Annotated in this window: 18 protein-coding genes; 13 read left to right on the forward strand and 5 right to left on the reverse strand. The window is 64.1% G+C overall.

Going from position 1 to position 24898, the window contains the following annotated elements; translation table 11 throughout:
- Positions 1 to 252 precede the first annotated feature (252 nt).
- The 9 genes from H3T88_RS06150 (at position 253) to H3T88_RS08740 (ending at position 11189) form a co-directional block, all read left to right on the forward strand.
- Entirely contained in the window at positions 253 to 3357 is a 3105-nt protein-coding gene (locus H3T88_RS06150; protein ID WP_198203960.1) for a bifunctional [glutamine synthetase] adenylyltransferase/[glutamine synthetase]-adenylyl-L-tyrosine phosphorylase, read from the forward strand.
- 163 nt (positions 3358 to 3520) lie between these two features.
- Positions 3521 to 4462, forward strand: coding sequence for an aspartate carbamoyltransferase (pyrB, locus tag H3T88_RS06155; RefSeq protein WP_258326880.1), 942 nt, complete (start codon positions 3521 to 3523; stop codon positions 4460 to 4462).
- Entirely contained in the window at positions 4459 to 4872 is a 414-nt protein-coding gene (locus tag H3T88_RS06160) for an aspartate carbamoyltransferase regulatory subunit (RefSeq protein ID WP_015021856.1), read from the forward strand. The genes pyrB and H3T88_RS06160 overlap by 4 nt, the downstream gene beginning before the upstream one ends.
- 1 nt (position 4873) lies before the next feature.
- Positions 4874 to 6292, forward strand: a complete 1419-nt coding sequence (locus tag H3T88_RS06165) for a dihydroorotase (RefSeq protein ID WP_198203961.1) — start codon at positions 4874 to 4876, stop codon at positions 6290 to 6292.
- 2 nt (positions 6293 to 6294) lie between these two features.
- Positions 6295 to 7356, forward strand: coding sequence for an orotidine-5'-phosphate decarboxylase (pyrF, locus tag H3T88_RS06170; RefSeq protein ID WP_198203962.1), 1062 nt, complete (start codon positions 6295 to 6297; stop codon positions 7354 to 7356).
- The gene (locus H3T88_RS06175; RefSeq protein WP_110417227.1) at positions 7353 to 8198 is read left to right on the forward strand and encodes a dihydroorotate dehydrogenase electron transfer subunit; all 846 of its coding nucleotides are present in this window, start codon (positions 7353 to 7355) and stop codon (positions 8196 to 8198) included. Before pyrF ends, H3T88_RS06175 begins: the two co-directional genes overlap by 4 nt.
- The gene (locus H3T88_RS06180; protein WP_198203963.1) at positions 8195 to 9166 is read left to right on the forward strand and encodes a dihydroorotate dehydrogenase; all 972 of its coding nucleotides are present in this window, start codon (positions 8195 to 8197) and stop codon (positions 9164 to 9166) included. The genes H3T88_RS06175 and H3T88_RS06180 overlap by 4 nt, the downstream gene beginning before the upstream one ends.
- Entirely contained in the window at positions 9163 to 9912 is a 750-nt protein-coding gene (gene pyrE / locus H3T88_RS06185; protein WP_232347216.1) for an orotate phosphoribosyltransferase, read from the forward strand. Before H3T88_RS06180 ends, pyrE begins: the two co-directional genes overlap by 4 nt.
- A 155-nt stretch (positions 9913 to 10067) precedes the next feature.
- Positions 10068 to 11189, forward strand: a complete 1122-nt coding sequence (locus H3T88_RS08740; RefSeq protein ID WP_110417225.1) for a DsbA family protein — start codon at positions 10068 to 10070, stop codon at positions 11187 to 11189.
- 19 nt (positions 11190 to 11208) lie between these two features.
- On the opposite strand, the gene H3T88_RS06195 is transcribed toward H3T88_RS08740, so the two are convergent.
- The 3 genes from H3T88_RS06195 to H3T88_RS06205 are packed head-to-tail and all read right to left on the reverse strand — an operon-like array spanning position 11209 to position 14890.
- Entirely contained in the window at positions 11209 to 12147 is a 939-nt protein-coding gene (locus H3T88_RS06195) for a LysR family transcriptional regulator (RefSeq protein WP_110417224.1), read from the reverse strand.
- A 24-nt stretch (positions 12148 to 12171) separates the two neighbouring features.
- Positions 12172 to 12954 carry a 2,3-bisphosphoglycerate-dependent phosphoglycerate mutase gene (locus tag H3T88_RS06200; RefSeq protein WP_110417223.1) on the reverse strand — a complete coding sequence of 261 codons (783 nt, stop codon included), beginning with the start codon at positions 12952 to 12954 and terminating at the stop codon, positions 12172 to 12174.
- A gap of 28 nt (positions 12955 to 12982) precedes the next feature.
- Positions 12983 to 14890: a bifunctional ADP-dependent NAD(P)H-hydrate dehydratase/NAD(P)H-hydrate epimerase gene (locus tag H3T88_RS06205; RefSeq protein WP_198203964.1), complete on the reverse strand. Its 1908-nt coding sequence runs from the start codon at positions 14888 to 14890 to the stop codon at positions 12983 to 12985.
- Between the two features lie 133 nt (positions 14891 to 15023).
- Between H3T88_RS06205 and H3T88_RS06210 the strand changes: the two genes are divergently transcribed.
- On the forward strand, positions 15024 to 15713 hold the full coding sequence (locus tag H3T88_RS06210) for an MgtC/SapB family protein (protein WP_015021846.1): 690 nt from the start codon (positions 15024 to 15026) through the stop codon (positions 15711 to 15713).
- A 47-nt stretch (positions 15714 to 15760) separates the two neighbouring features.
- On the opposite strand, the gene H3T88_RS06215 is transcribed toward H3T88_RS06210, so the two are convergent.
- Together H3T88_RS06215 and H3T88_RS06220 are read right to left on the reverse strand one after the other, a co-directional pair.
- Entirely contained in the window at positions 15761 to 17362 is a 1602-nt protein-coding gene (locus H3T88_RS06215; protein ID WP_198203965.1) for an ABC-F family ATP-binding cassette domain-containing protein, read from the reverse strand.
- 117 nt (positions 17363 to 17479) lie between these two features.
- Positions 17480 to 18685, reverse strand: a complete 1206-nt coding sequence (locus H3T88_RS06220; RefSeq protein ID WP_198203966.1) for a tryptophan-rich sensory protein — start codon at positions 18683 to 18685, stop codon at positions 17480 to 17482.
- Positions 18686 to 18870: 185 nt separating this feature from the next.
- Here H3T88_RS06220 and H3T88_RS06225 point away from each other — a divergent pair, with 185 nt between their 5' ends.
- From H3T88_RS06225 to uvrC, 3 genes are all read left to right on the forward strand, one after another.
- Complete coding sequence (locus H3T88_RS06225; RefSeq protein WP_198203967.1) at positions 18871 to 19473, forward strand: DNA-3-methyladenine glycosylase I; 603 nt, start codon at positions 18871 to 18873, stop codon at positions 19471 to 19473.
- 162 nt (positions 19474 to 19635) lie between these two features.
- Positions 19636 to 22557, forward strand: coding sequence for an excinuclease ABC subunit UvrA (gene uvrA / locus H3T88_RS06230; RefSeq protein ID WP_198204059.1), 2922 nt, complete (start codon positions 19636 to 19638; stop codon positions 22555 to 22557).
- Positions 22554 to 24854, forward strand: a complete 2301-nt coding sequence (gene uvrC / locus H3T88_RS06235) for an excinuclease ABC subunit UvrC (RefSeq protein ID WP_198203968.1) — start codon at positions 22554 to 22556, stop codon at positions 24852 to 24854. The genes uvrA and uvrC overlap by 4 nt, the downstream gene beginning before the upstream one ends.
- Positions 24855 to 24898: the final 44 nt, after the last annotated feature.

The following is a 24898-nucleotide window of genomic DNA, read 5'->3' on the forward strand; positions in this document are numbered from 1 at the left end:
TCGGGATTCGTTGCGTTGTCGATGCGAATGGCGGAGTCGCCTATGCTCCGCCGGCATTGGCTATCGTATCCTCTCTCTGGCTGAGGCGGTGCGGGAAGGCGGCAAGTTTCATGGCCCAACCTGATCTTCACCATATACTGCGCATTCTTGGAGTGCCACAGGGGGCTGACGACCCGTCACCCCTATAATGCCTGTACCGGTTCCGGGACATCAGAGTCGTCGCGGAGCCTTAGCAAAGGCAGGGGATGAGTCATGGAAGATCCGGCGCAACCGACCACTTCGACCCTGATACACCTTGGGTTGCACGACCTGGACAAGGCCCGGTTCCGGCTGGATCGGCTTGCCCGTCTGGTTGACGATCAGGAGCTGGAACAAACCCTGGTCCAGAGCCTCGACCAGGCCTGTGATCCTGACGAAGCCCTTGCTGGGTTGATACGAATTCTGGAGCAGTTTCCGCAGGGAGACCGGCCGGGCTTTCTGGCCGGATCCCCGCAGGAAATTCAAGAGGCGGCCCAGTCACTGATCAGGGTGCTGGGGGCCTCGGAGGCCATGGGCCGACTGATGCGCTCGCGGCCGGAGTTGGTAGAGGCGGCCGCCAAAGACCCCGACCACCTTGCTGACTGCACGGCGGAAACCAGGCAGAAGCGGGTTCTTGACGCCTTGGACAAGGTGAAGACAAATTCGGACTCAGAGCCCCCGCTGGTGGCCTATACCGATGCACTGCGGTTCGAATACCGGCTGCAGCTGGCTGCCGTCATGGCCCGGGACCTGGCATCTGAGGATCCCCTGGAGCCGGAGCCAGAAATCAGCCGGGCCCTGTCGGACATGGCCGACGCTGCACTGCAAGGGGCTCTGAGCATCGCCAATCGTCAGGTTCCCAATGCGGATTCATGCCGTCTGACCGTCATTGGCATGGGCAAGCTCGGTGCCCAGGAACTCAACTATGTATCCGATGTGGACCTTATGTACATAGTGGAGCCTGCCTCGGGGGTGGATACGAACGGAGCCGATCCCATTGCCGTGGGCACTGCCATGGCCGTCCTCCTGCAGCGGGTCTGCCAGGCGGTCATTCCCGGATCGATTGAGCCGCCGCTTTGGAAGGTTGATACCGCCCTGCGGCCCGAGGGACGTGACGGCCCCCTGGTGCGCCGTCTGGCCTCTTACGCCGACTACTATGCCCAATGGGCCGAGAATTGGGAGTTCCAGGCCCTGCTCAAGGCCCGTCCGGTCGCTGGCGACAAGGCCCTGGGCCAGGACTATTCGTCCATGGTCGCCCCCCTGGTCTGGGGTGCCTGCCAGCGTCCCAACTTCGTCTACGACTGTCAGAGGATGCGCCAGCGGGTTGAGCGGCTGATACCGGAGGATCGCAAGGAGCGTGAGATCAAGCTGGGCCGGGGAGGGCTGCGGGACGTTGAATTCACCGTTCAGATGCTCCAGCTGGTCCATGGTTCCAGCGATGTCGATCTGCGTTGTCCGGCGACGCTTGATGCCCTGCAGGCATTGTCCAAGGGCGGCTACATTTCACGTAAACACGGCGACCAGCTGGACCATGACTACCGGTTCGAGCGGGTCATGGAGCATCGCCTGCAGATGTGGCAGCTGCGTCGCACCCATCTCTTCCCGAAAATCAACCGTTCAGGCACCCTTGGTCAGCGGCCGCCCAGCCTTGAGGAACTGGAGAGCAACCGCGCTCTGCGACGGCTGGCCCGAGCCTTCGGCCTGCATGCCGACCAGATGCTGGCCCAATACCAGGCCACCAGGATAGAGGTACGCAACCTTCATCAGGCCATCTACTTCCGCCCCATGCTGCCCATCAACGCCCAGGTGGACGAGGACGAAGTCAGTCTGCGCCCCCAGGCGGCCCGCGCACGGTTCGCATCCATCGGTTTTGCCGACCCCGATGCAGCCATTCGCCACGTCACGGCCCTGACCACAGGGGTCACCCGCTCGGCGCGGATCAACCGCATTCTCATGCCCGCCGTTCTCCAGTGGCTGGGGGAGGGACAGGATCCGGACATGGGACTCCTGGGCTGGCGAACCCTGGAGGAACATTTCGGCGGCAAGAGCACCTATCTGGGCTTCCTGCGGGACTCCGCCTCGGCCGCCCGCCGCCTATGCCACATCCTGTCCAACTCCCGCTACCTGTCCGGCGCCCTGGCCCGGTCCGTCCAGTCGGTGACCTGGCTGGGGCATGACCAGGACATGATCCCCCGTGATCGGGAAACCTTGGACAAGCGGACCGCAGCCTATCGAACCCGGCATGCGGACTCGCTGGAGGAGTTCGCCACTGCGGTGCGGGCCATGCGCCGCCAGGAGATCGAACGGATCGGGCTGGGCTGGATGAGCGGAGTGGACGATCAGCGGGCCTGCCTGGCGGGCATGTCCGATGTCTACGATGCAGCCATTGACGCGGCCTTGGACTGGGCCGTGAATCACCGTCTGGGGCAGACAGGTTCGGGTGACGAAGAACCGCGTCAAGCGCCGGCAGAGATGGCCTTGATCGCAATGGGGCGCTACGGCGGCCGGGAGGTCAATTTCAACTCGGATGCCGACATCATGCTGGTCTACCGCCCTGCATCAGGCGCCGACCAGGACCAGGCTGCCGAATTCGCCCGTGGAGTGACCACCGACCTGCGGGCCGTCCTGGCCGGACCGGCCAGCCTGGAGCCCGGTATCGACCTGGACTTTGACCTGCGCCCTGAAGGACGTCAGGGGCCTCTGGTGCGTTCGCTCGACTCCTACCAGCGCTACTACCGCGAATGGTCGGAAACCTGGGAACATCAGGCCTTGATCCGGGCCAGATTCGCAGCAGGGAACGCCGGCTTGGCCAAGGACTTTTTGGAGGGCATAGCCAATCCGCTTCGCTACCCTCAACAGCCGCCCAATGAGGAGGAGCTGGGGCAGATCCGCCGTCTCAAGGCCAGGATGGAGGCGGAGCGGTTGCCACGCGGCGTGCGTCGGGACCGGCATCTGAAGCTGGGGCGGGGAGGGCTGTCCGACGTGGAGTGGACGGTTCAGCTCCTCCAGCTGCGTCACGCCCACGACCTGCCTGAGCTACAGGTCACCGGCACGCTGACCGCCCTGAACGCCCTGGAGACTGCGGAACTTATCGAGGCCAAGGATGCCAAGGCCCTGCGCCGCAGCTGGGTGCTCTGCACCGCAGCCCGCAACGCCAACTTCCTCTGGTCCGGACGTGTCCTGCAGGCGGACATTCTGCCGGACGACGGGCAGGTTCTGGGGGGCATAGCCGTCTGCCTGGGCTATCCGGCCCACCGAGGCCAGCGCTTTGTCAACGAGCTGCTGGCGGCCATGCGCCGCTGCAGGCAGGTCATGGAACGACTCTTCTACGGGAGCTGACCCTGGGTCCATCCGGGGTCGTATGCTTGTTCAGGTCACATAAGGTGGCCACCTTGAGGAAGGTGAGCCGTTGTCCCAACAAGTTGATCACGCATCCAACACCTCTTCCGCCGTCGATTCTCGTTCCGGCCCCGCAAATACCGTTCCGCTTCGTGGGCGAAGTGTGGTGACCCTGGACGACATTCCCATGACCCAGATCCTGGACCTGCTGGATCGTGCGGCCTACATCGACACCCACCGCCGCCAGGTGGCCCACACCTGCGACGGCCGGGTCCTGGCCACGCTCTTCTATGAACCCAGCACCCGCACCCGGCTCAGCTTCGAGACGGCCATGCTCCGTCTGGGTGGGCAGGTCATTGGATTCGCCGGGGCCCAGCTGGCTAGCGTCTCCAAGGGGGAGTCCATCAGCGACACCCTGAAGACCGTCTCCAATTACGCCGACATCGTGGCCATCCGGCACCCCAAGGAGGGGGCCGCCCTGGTGGCATCCAAGGCAGCCACGGTCCCGGTCATCAACGCCGGCGACGGCGGACACATGCACCCGACCCAGACCCTGACCGACCTGGCCACCATCCGCGCCCGCAAGGGTCGGCTGAACCACCTGACCATCGGCCTGTGCGGGGATCTGACCTTCGGCCGCACCGTCCACTCCCTGATCACCACCCTCTGCCGCCTGGGCCACGTGGACTTCGTCCTGATCAGTCCCGATGAGCTGCGCACCCCGGAATACGTCCTGGAGAGGATCCGCTCCTCGGCCGACTGCACCTACCGGGAGACCGGGGACCTGAATGGGGTCATCGGCGACCTGGATGTGCTCTACATGACCCGTGTCCAGCAGGAGCGCTTCTTCAACGAGGACGACTATCTGCGTCTGCGCGACACCTACATTCTGAATGCCGACAAGCTTAGGGCTGCGCGCCCCGACATGGCCATCCTCCACCCCCTGCCCAGGGTCAATGAGATCGCCGTGGAGGTGGACGATGATCCGCGTGCGGCCTACTTCCAGCAGGTTCGCAACGGCATGCTGGTCAGAATGGCCCTGGAGAGTGCCCTGCTGGGTGACGAGCTGCCCGGTTACCGCGAGCGGAAGGAGGTGGCGGCATGAAGGTCACCAGCATTGTTGACGGCATCATCATCGACCACGTTCGTGCGGGTACAGCCCTGAAGGTGCTGCACTACCTGCGTGTGGACCCGGCGAAGACGAGGCTGGCCCTGATCATGAACACGGATAGTCGCAAGTACGGGTCCAAGGACATCATCAAGATCGAGCAGACCGGGGATCTGGATCTGACCGCCCTGGGATTCATCGCCCCCGAGGCCACCGTCGATGTGGTGCGACAGGGCAGGATCGTCAGCAAGCATCAGCCGGACCGCCCCAACCATCTGGTCAACGTCATCACCTGCGTCAACCCTCGTTGCGTCACCACGGTGGAGACCGGCGTGGATCAGCGCTTCCACCTGGACGCTGCCGGGGTCTACCGCTGCGACTACTGCGACGAGAAGGCTGAAGACTGACATGCGGCTGCTGGGGTTGACTGATTGGCGCAGCGGCAGGGCAGCCGATCTGGTGCTTCCCCAGGCGGTTGACAGCAGGCTGATTGACGAGACCGGCGTCATGTCGGCAGATGTGGACCGGATAGATGCTTCGGGGCTGGTGCTGGCCCCGGCACTGGTCGATCCGCATGTCCACCTGCGGGACCCCGGTCAGACCGACAAGGAGGACATGGTCACCGGCACAGCCGCCGCAGCGGCCGGAGGCTACGGGCTGATACTGCTCATGCCCAACACCCAACCTGCCATGGACGGCCAGGCGAGGATGGCTGACGGGTGCACGGTCATCGACTACCTGGAATCCTACGAGCGCGACCACGGGCTGAGCCTGCCGGTGGACTACGCCCTCTGTGTGGCCGCCACCATGGACCGGGCCGGCCGTCAGGCCTCAAACCCGGACGACTGGTCGGGGCACCTGCCCGGCCACGGATGGGCACACCCCGTAGTGGCCATCAGCGACGACGGATCGGCAGTAACCAACCAAACCCTGGAGGCTGTGGCCGCCAACGCAAGGGCTTTCGACCTGCCCATCCTGGATCACTGCGAACACCACGAGCACGGTCAGGTCAACCTGGGTGCCATCAGCCGCCGACTGGGACTGGAAGGGATTCCCGCCTCAACCGAGACCGCCATCATCAATCGCGACATCGAACAGGCGGAACGCACCGGCACCAGGGTGCATCTGCAGCATGTCAGCACTACCGGGGGATTCGAAGCGGTCCGACGGGCCAAGGCCCGTGGTCTGCCGGTCACCTGCGAGACCGCGCCCCACTATCTGGCCCTCTGTGACGAGGACCTGCTTCGCTGCGGCAGCATGGCCAAGATGAACCCTCCGCTGCGCTCCCGCGCTGACCAACAGGCTGCGCTTGAGGCCGTAGCCGACGGTACTGTGGACATGATCGCCACCGACCACGCCCCGCATACTCTTGCCGAGAAAGCGCTGGGGCTCAAGGACGCACCCAATGGCATCGTCGGCCTGGAGACTGCCTATGCGGTCTGCAACCAGGTCCTGGTCAAGAGCGGGCTCATCAGCCATGACCGCATGATCGAGCTCATGTCCCTGGCTCCGGCCGAACTCATGGGCATGCATCGACTCCTGCCTGAAGACCTGCCCTCGTACAAGGCAAACAGGGGCTGTAAGGCCGGTCATCTGCAGCTGGAGGCCGACCGGCACAGCGACACCGGCCAGCCGCCCGTCGATCTGGTCATCTTGGACCCTGATGCCAAGTGGAAGGTTGATCCCAGCCGCTTCCATTCCAAGGCACGGAACACCCCCTTCGCCGGGGCGGAATTGTCCGGCCGGGTCATGGCCACCATCAAGGATGGGCGTCTGGTCTTCTCCCGACTGCCCGCAAGCCGCGTCATCACCAGGGAAAGGATCTGAGCATGGACCGATTGACCGCGCTCATTGAGGACAAGCACAATCCGACCGTGGTAGGTCTGGATCCGCGACCGGAACTGCTGCCCAGCCAGCTGATCGAACAGGCCAGACAGCGCGCAGCCGGGAGCATGGCCCAGATGGGTCTGGACCCCAAGGACCCGCAGCAGACCCAAGACGAGCAAGCCCAGGCTGTCTGGGCGGACCACCTGGCCCGGGCCTATCTGCGCTTCAACCTGGCCATCCTGGAGGGCGTGGCCGACCTGGTGCCTGCAGTCAAGCCGCAGATCGCCATGTACGAGGCCCTTGGACCCTGGGGCATCAGGGCCTACACAGGCACCTGCCGGGCCGCGGCAGACCGTGGCCTCTACGTCATCGGGGATGTCAAGCGCGGCGACATCGGATCAACCGCCGAAGCCTACGCCGCCCACCTGGACGGGCTTCCCCTGCCCTTCAATCCTGGACAGACAATGAGTGGGCCGACCCGAGCAGGTGGGAGGTTCCCCTGGTACGAGGATGCCCTGACCATCAATGTCTACCTGGGCTCCGACGGGGTGGAACCCTTCCTGCAGGCGGCCGAGCACATCCAGGGTGACCTCTTCGCCCTGGTGCGCACCTCCAACCCCTCAGGCAGCCAGATCCAGGAGCTGGGCCTGGACGCCGACTCGGGTGGCGGCACCATCTATCAGCACCTGGGTGACTTGATCGAATCCTGGGGGCGGCCCTCCATCGGCGAATCAGGATACTCCAGACTTGGAGCCGTGGTCGGTGCCACCCATCCCGAGGGCGGAGCCCTTTTGCGCCGGGCCATGCCCCACACCTTCTTCCTTGTCCCCGGCTACGGAGCCCAGGGCGGTTCGGCGGCCGACGTGGCACCCATGTTCGACCGGTCCGGCGGCGGCGCTGTGGTCAACTCCTCCCGGGGGATCATCGCAGCATGGCGGAAGGATCCGGACTACAGCCCCCGGCTCAGCGTTCAGGCGGCCCTTGGCATGGTCACCCGCGATGCCCGCCAAGCCGCACAGGCCATGAAGGACGCTCTCAATCAGGCGATCAAGGAGGCCCGATGAAACCCAACCTCTTCATATCCACCAGCCGGGTGGAGGATCAGGCCCGACAGGCAGGCCGGATGCCCGGACGCCGCACGGCCCAGGTCACCGGCATGGAGCCCTTGGACCGGCAGGTCTGGCGGATGACCATCCAAGACCCCTACCTGGCAGCCCACGCCCAGGCAGGAGCCTTCATCAACCTCTACTCGGCCGATCGCATGACCATGATGCCCAGACCCTTCGGTATCAGCCGAGTTCTGGATGGCGAGCAGATTGAGATCATCTTCGCCGTAGTTGGCCAGGGGACCTATGAATTCTCCCGCCTGCAGCCAGGCATGGCTGTGGACCTGCTGGGACCCCTGGGCCATGGCTTCGACCTGGAGAAGCCGGCTCACTATCTGCTGGTGGGCGGCGGCCTGGGCGTTCCTCCGCTGATCCGCGCAGCGCAGTGCCTTCAAGGCCGGTCCGCTGTGCGTACCACCGCCCTGCTGGGATACCGGGACCATCGGTTCGCCGATGCCATCATGGGCTCGCTGACCGATCAGCTGGAGTCCATCGACAACGCCTCCGGGGATGTCATAACCCTCTTGGATCGGGTTCGCGGCGACATCGATCCCGAGCGGACCATCATCCTGACCTGCGGACCTCTGCCCATGATGCGGGCCGTGGCCGCCTGGGCCCGCAAATACAGCCTGCCGGCCCAGTGCTGCATGGAGTCCCGTATGGGTTGTGGCTACGGCACCTGCGTGGCCTGCGTGGTCGACACCGTTGATGGCAGGCTCAAGGTGTGTAAGGATGGACCGGTCTTTGCCGCCGACCGTCTGATCTGGGATGCAGACCAGGTCGAGAAGGGGGCACGATGAGCGGGCTTACAATCGCAGGGACGCAGACGGCCATAACGATGGATCCGCTGGAACCGCACGCCTGGCGGCATGGCACTGTTGTGGCCGGCACGCCATGGAAGAACCCTGTGGGCACCGCTTCAGGCACCTTCAACCTGGATGCCTGCGGGGATTATTACGATGTCTCCCAGATGGGCGCCATCTCCACCAAGGGGGTTTCGCCGGTACCCTGGGAAGGCAACCCCACGCCCAGGACAGCCGAGAGCCCCGCCGGCATGGTCAACTCCGTGGGGCTGCAAAACCCGGGCGTGGACCATTACCTGGTGGACGAACTGCCCAGGCTCAAGGCCCTGGGAGCCAACGTGGTCACCAATGTGGCCGGCCACAGCGACGAGGACTACGCCATCGTTGTGGAACGCCTGGCAGACTCCTCCGCGGATATGCTGGAGATCAACGTCTCCTGCCCCAACGTCTCTCATGGGGGGATGTCCGTGGGCACCGACGCCAAGGCCCTGAACCGGTTGATCACCCGGCTGCGGGGTCTGACCGACAAACCCATGGTGGTCAAGCTGACCCCCAACGTCACCGACATCGTGGAGGTGGCCCGGGCGGCGGTGGATGGGGGAGCGGATGCCCTCAGCCTGATCAACACCCTGGTAGGTATGCGCATCGACATTACTACGGGCAAACCCATCCTGGCGCAAGGCACCGGCGGCGTCTCCGGCCCTTGCATCCTGCCCATTGCCTTGTCCTTCGTCTGGCGGGTGCGCCAGGCACTGCCCAACATTCCCATCATCGGCATCGGGGGCATCGACTCGGGAAGCAAGGCCTTGGAATTCCTCTATGCGGGGGCAAACGCCGTGGAGGTGGGGGCTGCGGCCCTGGTGGATCCTGTGGCGCCCATGAGGGTGGCCAGGGAGCTGGACGATCTGTTGGACGAGCGGCCCGATCTGGCCGATTTGCTCAAGAAAGGGGAGTGCTGGCGATGAGCGCATCCGCAGCTGAAAACAAGGCCGGGCATGACGGGGATGCCCAGGAGCAGACCCGCCGCATCCAGGAGGGCTTCACCAGCTTCCTGCTGCAGAGCGGAGCCCTCAAGTTCGGTGATTTCACCCTGAAGTCGGGGCGCCGCTCGCCCTACTTCATCAACGCGGGGGCCTTCAACGACGGACGGCTGATCGCCCTGCTGGGTGAGTTCTACGCCCGGACCATCGTGCAGGCCGTGAAGCAGGGGACCCTGCCCGCCGACATCGACACGGTGTTCGGTCCGGCCTATAAGGGGATTCCCCTGGCCGTCTCCACGGCCATTGCACTGAGCGGGGCACATGGGATGCCGGTCGGCTACACCTTCGACCGCAAGGAGGTCAAGGACCATGGAGACGGAGGCCTCATGGTCGGCACCCAGCTCAGGGACGGCATGAGGGTGCTTCTGGTGGATGACGTCATGACCGCCGGGACCGCGGTTCGCCAGGTGGTACCCAAGATCATGTCCCAGGCCAAGGTGACCATAGTCGGTCTGGTGCTCTCTGTGGATCGGATGGAGCGCACCGGTCAAGGCCGGGGCTCGGCTGTGGAGTCAATCATGGACGAATTCCACTTCCCGGTCATCAGCATCGTCAACGTTCGTCAGATTTTCGATGCGGCTGCCTCCATCAAAGGCTCGGATGGGTCGCTCATCCTGGACCGGAGCACGGCCGATGCCGCCAGGGACTACCTGGAGCGTTACGGGGCCTGAGTAAAAGCCTGGCTCACGCTGGCAAGCCGATTGTGCTTATATGCCACATCGACGCACATTCTTCGGATGGTCATGCTGTCGGACGACTTTCGTGTAGATTGGTAAAGGTCCGACGGGCATACCTCGGATCATCATCGCAAGGAAGGCCATGGATCGTGACGAAACCGCTGGAGCAGAATGGTCATGATAAACCGGACCAGACTGAAGACGACGAATTGAAAAACGCCAAGCCTGCCGTCGCGGCCACGTCAGCTGACGCAGTGAAATCTTCGGATGCTGCAGAACATGCTGATGGGCGTCTTTCGACTGTTGAGGAACCGGTAGAGACAGGCCGGCCTCAAGAAGGCGAGCCTGAAGAAGAGAACAAGCCTGCCCAGCGATCCCGGAGGCTGCCGCTGATACTGGTTGCAGTGGCTCTTGTGTTGGTTCTTGTTGCAGGCATCTACATGCTATGGACCAGCCGTACAGGAGACGCCCGGACAGATCATAACTCTTCCGCCGAATCGTCGTCCGTCCACTCCAATCGGGGACCCAGCGGTGACGCCAAGGCCTACAAGGCCCTGCAGGAGGTCGCTGTAAAGCCATCGGTGGCCGACGACCAGGGAGGGCTGACCGTTTCGGCCAAGGGGGTCGGCGGCAGGAAGAAGGTTGCCGATGCGCCTACCCTTGAGATCTTCATGGATCCCATGTGCCCCTGGTGCGGCAAGGTGGGCCGGGTCATCGATCCCCAGCTGCAGCGCATGATCAGCGCCGGTCAGATCAACGTCACCTACAACTTTTTGAACTTCCTGGATTCAGTATCCAGCGACCAGTACTCCAGCCGCGTGGACAACGCCCTGGCCATGGTGGCACAGGAGGACCCGGACCACCTGCCGGCCTTCGCCGCCGCCGTCTTCGCAGCTGATTTCCAGCCCGATGAAAGCTCCTATCAGGCGGTCTCCGATGCCCGTCTGGCCGACCAGGCTGTAGGAGTAGGTGTGCCAAGGTCCCTGGCAGACCGCTTCGCACAGGGTACATACAGGCCATGGGTTGACAAGGTCAACGCCTACTCCATCACCCGCAAGGATGCCAAGGACGCCAAGGGGGAGTTTTCGACCCCCACCATCATGATCAACGGCAAGGTCTGGGATCTGACTGCAGCGGCGAAGAGCCAGGGAGGCCTGGAACATCTGGACCGGGCCCTGCTCAAGGCCATGGGACTCAAATCACAGGATGTGGGCCAACAAGGAAAGATGCCCTCCATCGGAGCCCAAGGAAAAGCGCTGGAAGTACAGTAACCCGCTGCTTGCTTTGCTGTTACTCGACTGACTCCTGTTCAATCAGCGAATATCCATGGTTGGACACCACCTGGCGCAGTTTGTCCAGGTAGAGTTCGGCGGCATGGGACAGCTTGGTCCGACTGTTCACGATCCAGCCCACAAGCATGGATTCATCCGACTCCAGGGGGACGCTGACGATCTTCTCGTTGTTCAGGTCCTCGTTGTCGATGCCGGTGCAGACCGTGTAGGCGTTCAGCCCGACGATGAAGTTGAGCATGGTTGCCCGGTCGCTCACGGTGATCTGCTTGGGGGAGTAGTCGGGCCAGACTGCCTCCTCGGCAAAGTAGAAGGAGCCTTCTTCGCCCTGCTCATATTGCAGGAAGGGGTAGGGCTCCAGATCCTTCATGGTCACCATGGCCCGATCGGCCAGCGGATTGGTCCGGGCGATGAAGACATGCAGGTCCGCCCGGAAAAGAGGGTGGAAGTCCAGGTGCTTCTCGCGGAGCATCTTGGACAGAACCCGTTTGTTGAAGTCGGATTCGTAGATGATGCCGATCTCGGACTGGAGGGTGGCCACCTGGTCGATGATGTCCCTGGTGCGCGTCTCACGTATGGTGAATTCGTATTCGTCCGAATCGATGGAGTTGATCATCTCCACGAATGCTTCGACTGCGAACATGTAGTGCTGCGTGGAGACCCGGCAAAGCTGCTTGCGGGGTCTGACCTGCCGGTAGCGGGCCTCCAGAAGGTCGGTCTGGTCCAGTATCTGACGGGCGTAGGTCAGGAATTCCGCCCCGTCCACGGTCAGAGCGATCCCCTGGGAATGACGGGTGAAGATCTCGATTCCCAGCTCGTTCTCCAGCTCCTTGACCGATGAGCTCAGGGCAGGCTGGGAGATATAGAGCTCATGCGAGGCCTCGTTCATGGAACCGCATTCGACAATCTTGACGATGTAGCGCAGTTGGAGCAGTGTCATACAAGCCAATCTATACCCAAGGCTCTATCGGCCCAGGGCTGCAGTTTCAGCCATGCCCTGGGCCGCGGCCTCCTGATCGAGATAGCGCCCCGGACCCAGGACCTGGGGGTTGCCGTCTGCATCGGTCTCAAAACTGTATACCATGGGGACGCCGGTGGGGACATTGATGGATTGGATGTCCTTATCGTCAACGTCCTCGAGAACCTTGATCAGGCTGCGGACCACCGAGCCATGGGTGACGATGAGCAGATTCCGTCCTTGCGCCAGGTTGGGGGCTATTCGGCTACGCCAGTAGGGATGCAGACGTTTCAACAGATCCTTGAGGCACTCGGCGTGTATGTCTGCCGGATTCCGACCGTCCAGCCCGTCGCCCATGGCTGGGGCATAGCGCGGATCCCGTCCCTGGAAGTAGGGTGACTCGGTTTCGATGGCCGGAGGCTGAACATCGTAGGAACGCCGGAAGATGTCGAATTGATGCTGACCGTAACGTTCAAGCATTGCCGGTCGCGTCTGCCCCTGGAAGGCGCCATAGTGGCGTTCGTTCAACCTCCAGGTGCGCTCCACCGGAATCCAGGCCCGACCAACCAGGTCCAGCACAGTGTTTGCAGTGACTATGCTGCGGGTCAGCAGGGAGGTGAAGACCAGGTCGGGCAGCAGGCCTGACTCCTTGAGCAGCCGTCCGGCATGACGGGCCTGCTGCAGTCCGCGTTCCGTCAGTGGCACGTCCACCCAACCGGCGAAGCGGTTGACCGACTTCTGGGTCCAGACGCTTTCTCCGTGTCGCATGACGATGAGTTGCGAGGTCATCGAATCGATTCCTTTCCCGATGACGTGCTTAGAACCAAAGCGAGCTGTTCTCGAAGAAGAGAGAGGCATCGTCCCCATCCTGGATGGATCGGTCGATCTGTTCGGCAGCCCCCTCGGCTCTGGACATGACCAGTCCTATGGCCCTGGGCAGGGCGTCGGCCACCTGCCCGGCACGGATCGGCTGTCCTATGCGTCCTGTAAGGGTCCCCTGGCCCTCCGGTTGGTTGTCCTCGGCCACCAGATCCGCGAAGTCCTGTGGCTTGCGGGGGTCGAAGATCAGCGGCTGCTCCCAGCCGGTCTGCCTTCCGCCGCTGGCCAGGGAACCGGCAAGCCCGTGCAGGAAGGCCGCAGCAGCCGTCAGATCCACCATCAGCGTGGCATCATCCTGGATCGGTCCGGCGTTCTGGGCCAGCATGGCCCCGATGGTTCCGGAGAGCACGTCCCCCGAGCCAGCCGTGGACAGCCAGGCTGGGCCGAAACCGGTGGTCATGACCCGGGGGCGGTCGGTGCCGTCCTCGCCGACAACCAGGGTGATGGCTCCCTTGAGCAGAATGGTGGCCCCGGTCAGCTGGCAGGCGCGGACAGCCCAGTGCAGGGGTTCGGCCATGACCTGGTCGCCGTCCACGTTCTCGCCATGTGAATTGAGCAGAGCGGCCATTTCACCAGCATGTGGGGTCAGCACCGTGCGCGGGCCCAGCCGGTCCGGCAGCAGATCCAAAGCACCGGCGTCCACTACCACCGGCGGGTCGGCTGCCGCCTCGTCCTCGTCCAGGTCGGCGGCCTGACGGCTGAGTATATCGGCAATCAGATCCCGCTGACCGTCCTGGCCTTCAGGTCCGGCGGCCTCCTGGGCCTGCCCGTTGGGTACACCAGAGCCCAGCACCCAGGATTCAACCCTTCCCCGGCCCAGGACTGTCTCAGGCAGCTCCTGCAGGATCAGGTCACCCACCTGTTCGGGGCCGCAGTAGCGGATCATGCCCACGTTGCCGTTGGCAGCAGCCTTGCTGGAGAGCAATCCTGCGCCATGGTAGAGGGCGGATCCGGTGACCAGGCCGACCACGCCCCGGCTGTACTTGGTGTCATCCACCCGTGGCGCCCGCAGGAGACTGGCGCATTCTTCCGCGCTCATACAGGAGACGCTGGGAACCAGGGCCGAGGTGTCAAAACCGAAGTCCACCAGGACGATTCTGCCGCAGACGTAGGCGGCCGGGGGCAGCATCAGACAGGGTTTCATGGCTCCCATGGTTACGGTCACATCCGCCGGGATGTAGGCGCCGGGCAGGGTACCCTCGTCCACATCCAAGCCGGAGGGGGTATCCACGGCCAGAACCAGTGGCCCATCCTGACTGGCGGGGTCGTGCCAGGCGGGCCTGTCGGGCAGACCGCTCTCCATGCCCAGTTCTGCGGCCAGAGCGGCGGGAATGCCGCGCAGCGCCCCCTTGAGGCCGATCCCGGTCATGGCATCGATAATCAGATCCGCCTGTCTGCACAGTTCCAGGGCCTGGTCCAGCTCCTCGGATGCCTGGTCCGGTCCGGAGGGGGTCTCACAGCCGGGGATGGCCGCCTGGGGGTCCAGGGCCGTGACTACTCCGCCGGCACGCAGTAGGGCGTCCAACCCGCCCTGGTGGAGGCTTCGACCGGTTGCCACCACGGTCACATCGGCCCCATGTCCGGCCAGGTCAGCTGAGGCATAGAGACCGTCGCCGCCATTGTTGCCGGCCCCCGCCAGCAGAACGATTCTGGCGCCTGCAGGCTCCAGCCCGGCCTGGGTCAGCATGACGTCGGCCACGGAGGCCAGGGATCCGGCGGCGACACGCATCAGGGGCACCCCGTCATCCAAAAACGGCTGCTCCAATGATCTGATCATATCGGCGGAATAGGCGCTGGTGGCCAGGGTCCGGCGGGCTTCGCGTCGTTCATCTGGTGACGGCTTCATGGCATCACACCCCTCATTCAACAGGTCCACGTTCGGCGGCGCGGCCGGCTACGTGCTGGCTCCACTCTATCCGATGGCCATGTCCTGTAAGCGTTATAAGGTCTGCCTATTTAAGAGGGCAGGAAAGGAAATCATGCAGGGATTCGCAATGCCGAATCAGGGCCAGATCATGGCGGTGGTTTTGACGGTGGTTCTCTGTGGCCTGATCGGCTTCGAGCGCGAGTTCCTCAAACACGACGCTGGCATCCGCACCCACATTCTGGTGGGTCTGGGCAGCTGCCTGTTCACCATGGTCTCCCTCTATGGCATACAGGCCGCTGTAGGCAACTACTCCTGGGATGCCTCGCGAATCGCGGCCGGAGTGGCCTCGGGCATCGGCTTCATCGGTGCCGGGGTCATCTTCTTCAACCATGATTCGGTCAAGGGGCTGACGACGGCCAGCGCCATCTGGGTGGCCGCCGCCGTGGGCATGGCCTGCGGGGTCCAGCTCTTCGCCATCGCCATCCTGGCGGTCGTCTTCTACTTCCTGGCTGTTCTGGTCATCGCGCCCATCCTCAAGTGGTTCCTGCGCAACCGTCAGAACACGGTTCTGCGCATTGTTTACCAGGACGGTCACGGCTGCCTGCGCGAATCCCTGCTGTTGGCCACCCGCATGGGCTTCGAGTCCCGGGTGCTGACCATCCACGAGCTGCACCGGGATGCCTGGAAGGGGGCCGATGTCACCGTCAACCTGCTGGGCAAGGGTGATGTGACCGAGCTGGTCGAATCCATCGGCCAGACTCCAGGTGTCAAGGGCGTGGAAGTCCTGGGGGAGGACGACTGACCCGCTGACGACATACAACCTGCTGGCACGGGCCAACCGGTGGCTGGCTACTCTTCGGCCACCAGATCCAGGTAGTCGTCGCTCCAGAGGTCCTCATCTCCGTCGGGCATGAGCAGGACCCGCTCAGGGTTGAGTGCCTTGACGGCCCCCTCGTCGTGGGTGACCAGCACTATGGCCCCCTCGTACTTGGCGATGGCCTTCAGTATCTCGTCGCGCGAAGCGGGGTCCAGGTTGTTGGTGGGCTCGTCCAGCAACAGGACGTTGGCCCGGCTGGTCACCAGGGTGGCCAGGGCCAGGCGGGTCTTCTCTCCGCCGGAGAGCACCTTGGTGGGCTTCATGGCATCGTCCCCTGAGAAGAGGAAGGAACCAAGGATGGTCCGCGCCTGGGTGTTGTCCAGGTCAGGGGCCACATGCTGCAGGTTCTCAAGAACGGTGACATCGTTATCCAGTGTGTCGTGCTCCTGGGCGAAGTAGCCGATCTTGGCCCCATGCCCCAGGGTCACCTTGCCCGTATCGGGCTGCTCGATGCCGGCCAGCAGCCGCAGGGTAGTGGTCTTGCCGGCGCCGTTGTAACCCAGGATGACCACCCGGGAGCCCTTATCGATGGCCAGGTTGATGCCGGCGAAGACGATGTTGGAGCCGTAGGCCTTGGACAGGTCCTCGGCCATGATGGGCGTGCGGCCGCAGGGGGCGGGATCCGGGAAGCGCAGGTCGGCCACCTTTTCGGCCTTTTCCGCCTCCTGGGTGTCGGCCAGCAGGCGCTGGGCGCGGCGCATCATGTTCTGGGCGGCCACGGCCTTGGTGGCCTTGGCGTGCAGTCGGATGCCCTGACGCATCAGACGGTCGGCCTTCTTCTCGGCCACCTCCCGTTCGCGGCGACGGCGCTCCTCGTCCACCACCCGCTGGCGCAGGTAGGCCTTCCATCCCATGGTGTACATGTCGATGCAGGAACGCTGGGCATCCAGGTGCCAGATGCGGTTGACGGTCTCGTCCAGTAGCTCGGTGGAGTGGGAGATGATCAGGAAGCCGCCCTCGAACCGGCGCAGGTAGCCCTTGAGCCACTCGATGGAGTCGGCATCCAAATGGTTGGTGGGCTCGTCCAGAATCAGGGTGTCGGCATCGGAGAAGAGGATTCTGGCCAGCTCGACCCGTCGGCGCTGACCGCCGGAGAGGGTGCCCAGTGCCTGCTGCAGGGTCTCCTGGCTCAGCCCCAGGCTCTCGCCCATGACGATGGCCTGGGATTGGGCCGCATAACCACCGGCGTTCTCGAAGTCCTGCTGGGCCTTGTCGTAACGCTTCATGGCCTTTTCCATGATCTTGGGATCAGGACTGGTCATCTCGGTCTCGGCCTTGCGCATCCGCTGGACGATGGATGCGATGTCCCTGGCGCTCATGACCCGGTCCAGGGCGCTCTGCTCGGAGTCTCCCGCGTGGGTTGACTGGGGCAGGTATCCCAGCTGTCCGGTCACCCGCACCTTGCCGGCCGAGGGGAGCATGTCACCGGTAATGACCCGGGTCAGTGTGGTCTTGCCCGCGCCGTTGCGGCCCACCAGGCCGATCCGGTCGCCCTTGGTCACGTGGAAGTCGGTGGCTTGCAGGAGTAGTCGGGCACCTATCCGGATCTCAAGTCCCTGCGCCTCAATAGCCATGCCGCCTCCGACCCCGCTTTCCTCATGGATTCAAAACTTGCAAGGAATCATGGTAGCAAGAAGCAATCCCTGCCAGTGCGTCTCGGCTGACGGGGCAATGGATGAACCACGGGTGGGTCAGCGACGGACCAGCCTGAACCTGCTCCAGGGGAAGTAGACCAGGAAGGCGCCCACGGCGGTCAGAGCGATGACCAGCACGCCCATGGCGGCCGCGAAGGAGAAGATCCTGATGCCGATGCCCAGGCAGGCCCAGATGACCACCAGGCCGAAGACCCAGTCCTTGCCATGCCTGTTCATCAGGTAGGCGACGGCCAGGAGGGCGCCGACCACGATGATGGTGGCGAATCCCTGGACGGCACTGCCGACCCTGTGCCCGGCCACCACCATGTATCCGGCATTGACCAGGGTGGCTACGCTCAGCCAGCTGGCGTAGATGGACAGCGGAATCCAGTCCAAGGCCTTGGCGGCGGTGGGGGTCCCGGCCTTGGTGGCATCCCGGCGCACCAGGGCATAGAGCATCCAGGCCAGCACAGTCAGGATGAGGATGATGACCAGGGCCCAGAAGTTGCGCTCCATGTGCCACAGGGCCAGCCAGGCGATGTTCAGGCAGCAGGTGGCCACGAAGAGCAGCCCGCTCAGTGTGAAGGGCAGGAAACCCAGACGTTTGCGGCTGGGACCAGCCAGGCAGAAGCGGAAGAGCCAGATGGCCAGGGCGATGTAGACGACCCCCCAGATGGCGAAGACGTAGCCGGCGGGCATGATCCAAAGGTCCACCTTGCGAGCCAGGCCTCCAACTGTCGTGCCGTTGAAGTGGTAGACCTCCGCATAGCCGTTGAAACCCACCATGGCCACCCAGGCTACCCAGAGCAGGATGTCCTCGAAGAGCTTCCAGCCTCGGCCCTTGGAGGATTCCTGCTCCTTTTCGGTCTGACCCTGCTTTTGCTGCTGGTTCTGTGCTTGGTTTGATCCCTGCGCTGCCTCATTGCCGCTGCGATCAGAACTGCTCTTGCCTTTGTTGGTGGTCTCATCGGCACTGGCTTTTCCAGTCGATGCCTTCTTCGACGAATCCCCGGACCACTTGGCTGCGGCTACCGAAGGCGATGAACCCGAGCTGGATGAATTTGAAGTAGACGGATTCGGAGTCGATGAATTCGAAGCCGACGCATCAGACGATGCCGAACTTCCATTCCTTGAACTCCCGGTTGCTGAAGTCGATCCCGAAGCCGATTGGCTGCCCTGCATGGCAGGGGAAGTGCGCTTGGCCCTCTCGACCGGGTCCTCATCGTCGGTCCAGAGTCTGCGCGGATTGTCCTTGTCAGTCATGGCACATGCTTCCTCTCCTTGCCGGCCGCAACCCTGCTGCCCGCCGTGGGGATGTCCCCGGGCACGGGCCGGCCGGCCTCTGTCTCAACTCTAAATCGGCCAGCCTTGCTCGGTGGTATTGACCACCCGGCCCGGGCGGCCGCCGGTGCTAGCCTGAAGCCGAACGCTGGAAAGGGGAGTGCAGCATGGCCGAACCTTCACATCGATGCGACTGGGCTCAGGTGGCTGATCCGCTTATGCGCAGCTATCACGACCGCGAGTGGGGCCGCCCCCTGCACGGCTCCCAAAGGCTCTTCGCCATGCTCTCCCTGGAAATATTCCAGTGCGGACTCAGCTGGCAACTGGTCCTGCATCGCCGCCAGGCCCTCCTCAAGGATTTCGACAACTTCGATATTCAATCGGTCGCCGCCTTCGATGCCGGCCGCATCGACTCTCTCATGGCCGACCCGGCCATCATCCGCAATCGACGGAAAATCGAGGCCACGGTGGCCAACGCCACCCTGATCGCCCGCCAATTTCCCGGGGAGGAGTTCGACCGCTACTGCTGGTCCTTCACCGGCGGGCTGACCATCAACCACGACTACCCGGACGATCCATCCATACCACGCTACGACCATCTGTCGGCCATCGTCTGCAAGGACATGCGTGACCTGGGTCTGCGCTTCCTGGGGCCCGTGACGGTCCACTCCTTCCTCCAGGCGGCCGGCATGATCAACGACCATCAGCACGACTGCTTCCTCAACGGCTGCTGCCGCCCGCCCCTGGATCCGCCGGACCCGGCCATCTAAGCCATCGTCGAACACCTGTTCGAATTATTCGGCCCCGGCGATATTATGGTCAGGCTTTGGCCTCAGCCTTGGCCATGGGTCTTCAGGGAAGCGGATGGGAAGCACGTGAAGCAGCAGAACAAGCCTAAGTCGACAGTGGACGCGGCCATCGAGAACCCGCGCATGATCGAATCCAAGGGGTCCCTGGTGGCGGACCTGTCCATGGTGCCCAACGACCGCAAAATCGTCATCCAGGGCGCCCGGGCCCACAACCTCAAGAACGTCAACCTGTCCATACCCCGCAACCGGATGGTGGTCTTCACCGGTCTGTCAGGCTCCGGCAAGTCCTCCCTGGCCTTTGACACCCTCTTCGCCGAGGGTCAGCGCCGCTATGTGGAGTCCCTCTCAGCCTATGCCCGCCAGTTCCTGGGCCAGATGGACAAGCCCGACGTGGACTTCATCGAGGGCCTGAGTCCTGCCGTCTCCATCGACCAGAAGACCACCAACCGCAACCCCCGGTCCACCGTGGGCACCATCACCGAGGTCTACGACTACCTGCGTCTGCTCTTCGCCAGGACAGGCATTCCCCACTGCCCGGTCTGCGGGGCCGAGGTGCGCGCCCAGTCGCCGCAGCAGATCGTCGACACCCTCATGTCCAGGCCGGAGGGGACCCGCTTCCAGCTGCTGGCCCCCATCGTCAAGGGCCGCAAGGGCGAATTCGTGGAGACCCTGGAGCTCCTACGCTCCGACGGCTACTCCCGGGCCATCATCGACGGGGACATGCACCAGCTGTCCGACTCCATCAAGCTGACCAAGCAGAAGAAGCACACCATCGAGGTGGTCGTGGACCGGCTGGTCATCCGCGAGGGCATGCGCCAGCGGCTGACCGACTCCGTGGAAACCGCCCTGCGACTGGCCAAGGGGACCGTGGTGGCCGACTTCGTGGATCTGGATGCCAAGGATCCCGAGCGTCGCCAGCCCTTCTCCGAGAAGCGGTCCTGCCCCAACGGCCACGAGTTGGAACTGGACGAGATCGAGCCCAGGACCTTCTCCTTCAACGCCCCCTACGGAGCCTGCCCGGCCTGCACAGGCCTGGGATTCAACCTGGAGATCGACCCCGAGCTGGTGGTGCCCGACCCGGAGAAGAGCCTCAAGGACGGGGCCGTGGAGCCCTGGAGCGGCACCAAGAGCCAGCAGCGCTTCTACGGCCACCTGCTGGACGGCCTGGCCAAGGAAATGGGCTTCTCCACCTCGACCCCCTGGAAGGACCTGCCCGAGGAAGTCCGCCACGCCGTCATGTACGGGCACGACTTCAAGGTGGACGTCTCCTACCGGAACCGCTGGGGCCGCCTGCGCGAGTACACCACCGGGTTCGAAGGCGTGGTCCGCACCCTGATGCGCCGCCACGACGAGACCGACTCGCAGCCCATGAAGCAGTACTACGAGTCCTACATGCGCGAGGTGCCCTGCCAGGTCTGCCAGGGCAAGCGTCTGAAGCCCGAGGTCCTGGCCGTGACCGTGGACGGCCTGTCCATCGCCCAGGTCTGCGACATGGCCGTGTCCGCCAGTCTGAAATGGGTTGAGGGCTTGCACATGGAGGGCGCCCAGGCCAAGATCGCCGGCGAGGTCCTCAAGGAGATCCGCGCCCGTCTGCGCTTCCTCAACGATGTGGGCCTGAACTACCTGACCCTGTCCAGGGCTGCGGCAACCCTCTCCGGAGGCGAGGCCCAGCGCATCCGCCTGGCCACCCAAATCGGCTCGGGCCTGGTGGGCGTCATGTACGTGCTGGACGAGCCCTCCATCGGCCTGCACCAGCGGGACAACGACCGGCTGATCAAGACCCTGCAACGGCTGCGCGACCTGGGCAATACCCTGATTGTGGTCGAGCACGACGAGGACACCATCCGCCAGGCCGACTGGCTGGTCGACATCGGCCCGGGGGCCGGCGAGCATGGCGGGGAGGTCATCTTCTCCGGGCGCTCGCAGGACCTGGTCAAGGCCTCCCGCTCCATCACCGCCGACTACATCGCCGGTCGCCGTTCCATCGAGGTGCCCAAGCGCCGCCGCAAGACCAGCAAGACCAGACAGCTGACCGTGGTGGGGGCTCGTGAGAACAACCTGAAGAACCTCAAGGTCTCCTTCCCGCTGGGGGTCATGACCCTGGTCACCGGTGTCTCAGGCTCAGGCAAGTCCACCCTGGTCAACTCCATCCTCTATCCGGTTCTGGCCGACCAACTCAACAACGCCCGCATCGTGCCCGGCAAGCACACCCGAGTGGAGGGCGTGGACCAGGTGCGCAAGGTCATCCACGTGGATCAGAACCCCATCGGCCGCACCCCGCGCTCCAACCCAGCCACCTATACCGGTGTCTGGGACAAGATCCGCCAGCTCTTCGCCAAGACCCCCGAGGCCCAGGTGCGTGGCTACGGTCCAGGCCGATTCTCCTTCAACGTCAAGGGTGGCCGTTGCGAGACCTGCCACGGTGACGGAACCATCAAGATCGAGATGAACTTCCTGCCCGATGTCTACGTCCAGTGCGAGACCTGCCATGGCAAGCGCTACAACAGGGAGACCCTGGAGGTCACCTACAACGGCAAGACCGTCTCGGACGTGCTGGACATGCCCATCGAGGAGGCCGCGCACTTCTTCAAGGCCTATCCCTCCATCGCCCGCTACCTGGACACCCTGGTGGACGTGGGTCTGGGCTATATCCGCCTGGGACAGCCGGCTCCCACCCTGTCAGGAGGCGAGTCCCAGCGGGTCAAGCTGGCCACCGAGCTGCAGCGGCGCTCCGATGGCAAGACCGTATATATCCTGGACGAGCCCACCACGGGTCTGCACTTCGAGGATGTCCGCAAGCTGCTCAAGGTCCTGCACGGCCTGGTCGACAAGGGCAACACGGTCATCGTCATAGAGCACAACCTGGATGTGATCAAGACCGCCGACTGGATCATCGATCTGGGACCCGAGGGCGGCGACGGCGGCGGCACCGTGGTGGCCCAGGGCACTCCCGAGCAGGTGGCCGCCAATCCGGACAGCTGGACCGGCAAGTATCTGAAGCCCATGCTGGATCCCGCCAAGGTAGCCAAGGCCACTCGATCATGACCCGCAGCTGCTTCGAGCGGCACACGCCGCAGGTATGGCGACGCACCGCCCAAGCCATGGAAGAGGAGTCAGCCACCGGCACCACGACCGGCGTCAACAAGAACGGCGCACCCCTGCTGGGGGACAGCCGCGACCTCTTCCGCCCCAAGACCTCGGACATCCCCGCCCAGCCGGGGGTATACAAGTGGCGGGACGGCGATGGTCGGGTCATCTACGTGGGCAAGGCAAAGAACCTGCGCAACCGTCTGACCAACTACTTCCAGCCCCTGGAAAACCTGCATCCTCGCACCCAGACCATGGTGCTGACGGCCCGGAGCCTGGAGTGGACCGTGGTGGGCACCGACCTGGAGTCCCTAACCCTGGAATACACCTGGATCAAGGAGTTCGACCCCCGCTTCAACGTCAAGCTGCGGGATGACAAGACCTACCCCTACCTGGCCGTCTCCGTGGGGGAGGAGTTTCCCCGGGTCTGGATGACCCGCGTGCGCAAGCGGCACGACACCCGTTACTTCGGCCCCTATGCCAAGGTCTGGGACATGAAGCACACCCTGGATGCCCTGCTCAAAACCTACCCGGTGCGCACCTGCACCCCCGGTGTCTTCCGCAAGGCCAAGCTCAGCGGCCGCCCCTGCCTGCTGGCCTCCATCGGCAAGTGCTCGGCCCCCTGCGTGGGCCGGATCAGCGCCAGCGACCACCGGCGTCTGTGCACGGAGCTGACCGGGGTCATCACCGGCAGGCTGGGCAAGAGCTACCGTGCCGGGCTGACCAGGAGCATGCAGAAGGCCAGCAAGGAGCTGGACTTCGAGAAGGCCGCCCGCCTGCGCGACCAGATCGCCATGCTGGACACGGTCATCGAGCAGAATGCCGTCGCCTTCGCCTCCAACGTGGATGTGGACGTCTTCGGTGTGGCCTCCGACGAACTGGAAGCCTCGGTCCACGCCTTCTTCGTGCGCTCAGGAGCCATCCGCGGAGAACGCAACTGGAGCGTGGAGCGGGTCGAGGACGTCTCCGACAGCGAACTGATCAGCGACCTGCTGGTGCAGGTCTACTCGGACCTGATGAATGAGAACGACAGCGAGCTGCATAAGCTGCCCGGAGAGTCGGATACCCCTGTCTCCATCAGCCAGGACAGGGATGCCATGGGCTCCACCCAGAAGGTCACGGCCCTGGATGCAGAAGCCCGGGCCAGGGCCACCAGGAGCCGACACCAGCATCAGGATCAGACCGGTCGTGCCGACCTGCTGGCCCCCATCTCGCCCGTGCCTCCCGAGGTCATTGTCCCCATCCAGCCGGATCGGACCGGTGACCTGCAGGAGTGGCTGCGGGAGCTGCGCGGATCCGCAGTGACCATTCGGGTGGCCAGCCGGGGGGAGAAGAAGTCCCTGATGGACCGGGCCAACGCCAACGCCCGTCAGGCCCTGCAGCGCAGCAAGCTCAGCCGCATGAGCGACATGGGCACCCGCACCCAGGCCATGAACGACGTGGCCAAGGCCCTCGGGCTGGACCGCGCCCCGCTGCGCATCGAGTGCTACGACATCTCCAACACCGTGGGCGGCCAGTTCCAGGTGGCCTCCATGGTGGTCTTCGAGGATGCCGTCCCCAAGAAGTCCGAGTACCGTCGATTCGCCATCCGCGGCGAGGACGGCAAGGGGGCTATAGACGACACGAGTGCCATCTACGAGACCCTGACCCGGCGCTTCCGTCACGGCAACATCGCCGGCGATAGCGGCGACAGCATGGAGGCCGAGCGAAAGGCCAGCGACAAGGCACCCGAGCTGGTGGAGCAGGAAGAGGGAGCCATCGTCCAGCAGAACACCGCCGCCCGCCACTTCGCTTACAAGCCCAACCTGATCGTGGTCGATGGCGGCAAGCCCCAGGTGACCGCGGCCGCCCGGGCCCTGCACGACTGCGGCGTGGACGATGTGGCACTGTGCGGCCTGGCCAAGCGCCTGGAGGAGGTCTGGGTGCCTGACGACGACTATCCCATCATCCTCAAGCGCCAGTCCGAGGGCATGTACCTGCTACAGCGGGTACGCGACGAGTCCCACCGCTTCGCCATCACCTACCACCGGCAGACCCGGCGCAAGGGTGCCCTCCGTTCGGCCCTGGACGAGATTCCGGGCATCGGCCCTACCTACCAGAAGAAGCTGCTCAATCACTTCGGGTCGGTCAAGCGCATGCGCCAGGCCTCCCAGGAGGAGCTTGAAGCCGTCAAGGGCATCGGCTCCGCCAAGGCCGAGGCCATCTACCAGGCCTTGCACAGTGACCAGGACCAAACCGGGGACAGCCAGCGATAAAATGGCTCAGGAGGCTGGCAGAGGGCCGTGCCCTGATCTTGATT

Source organism: Bifidobacterium sp. W8110 (assembly GCF_016101375.1).
Classification (GTDB): Bacteria; Actinomycetota; Actinomycetes; order Actinomycetales; family Bifidobacteriaceae; genus Bombiscardovia; species Bombiscardovia asteroides.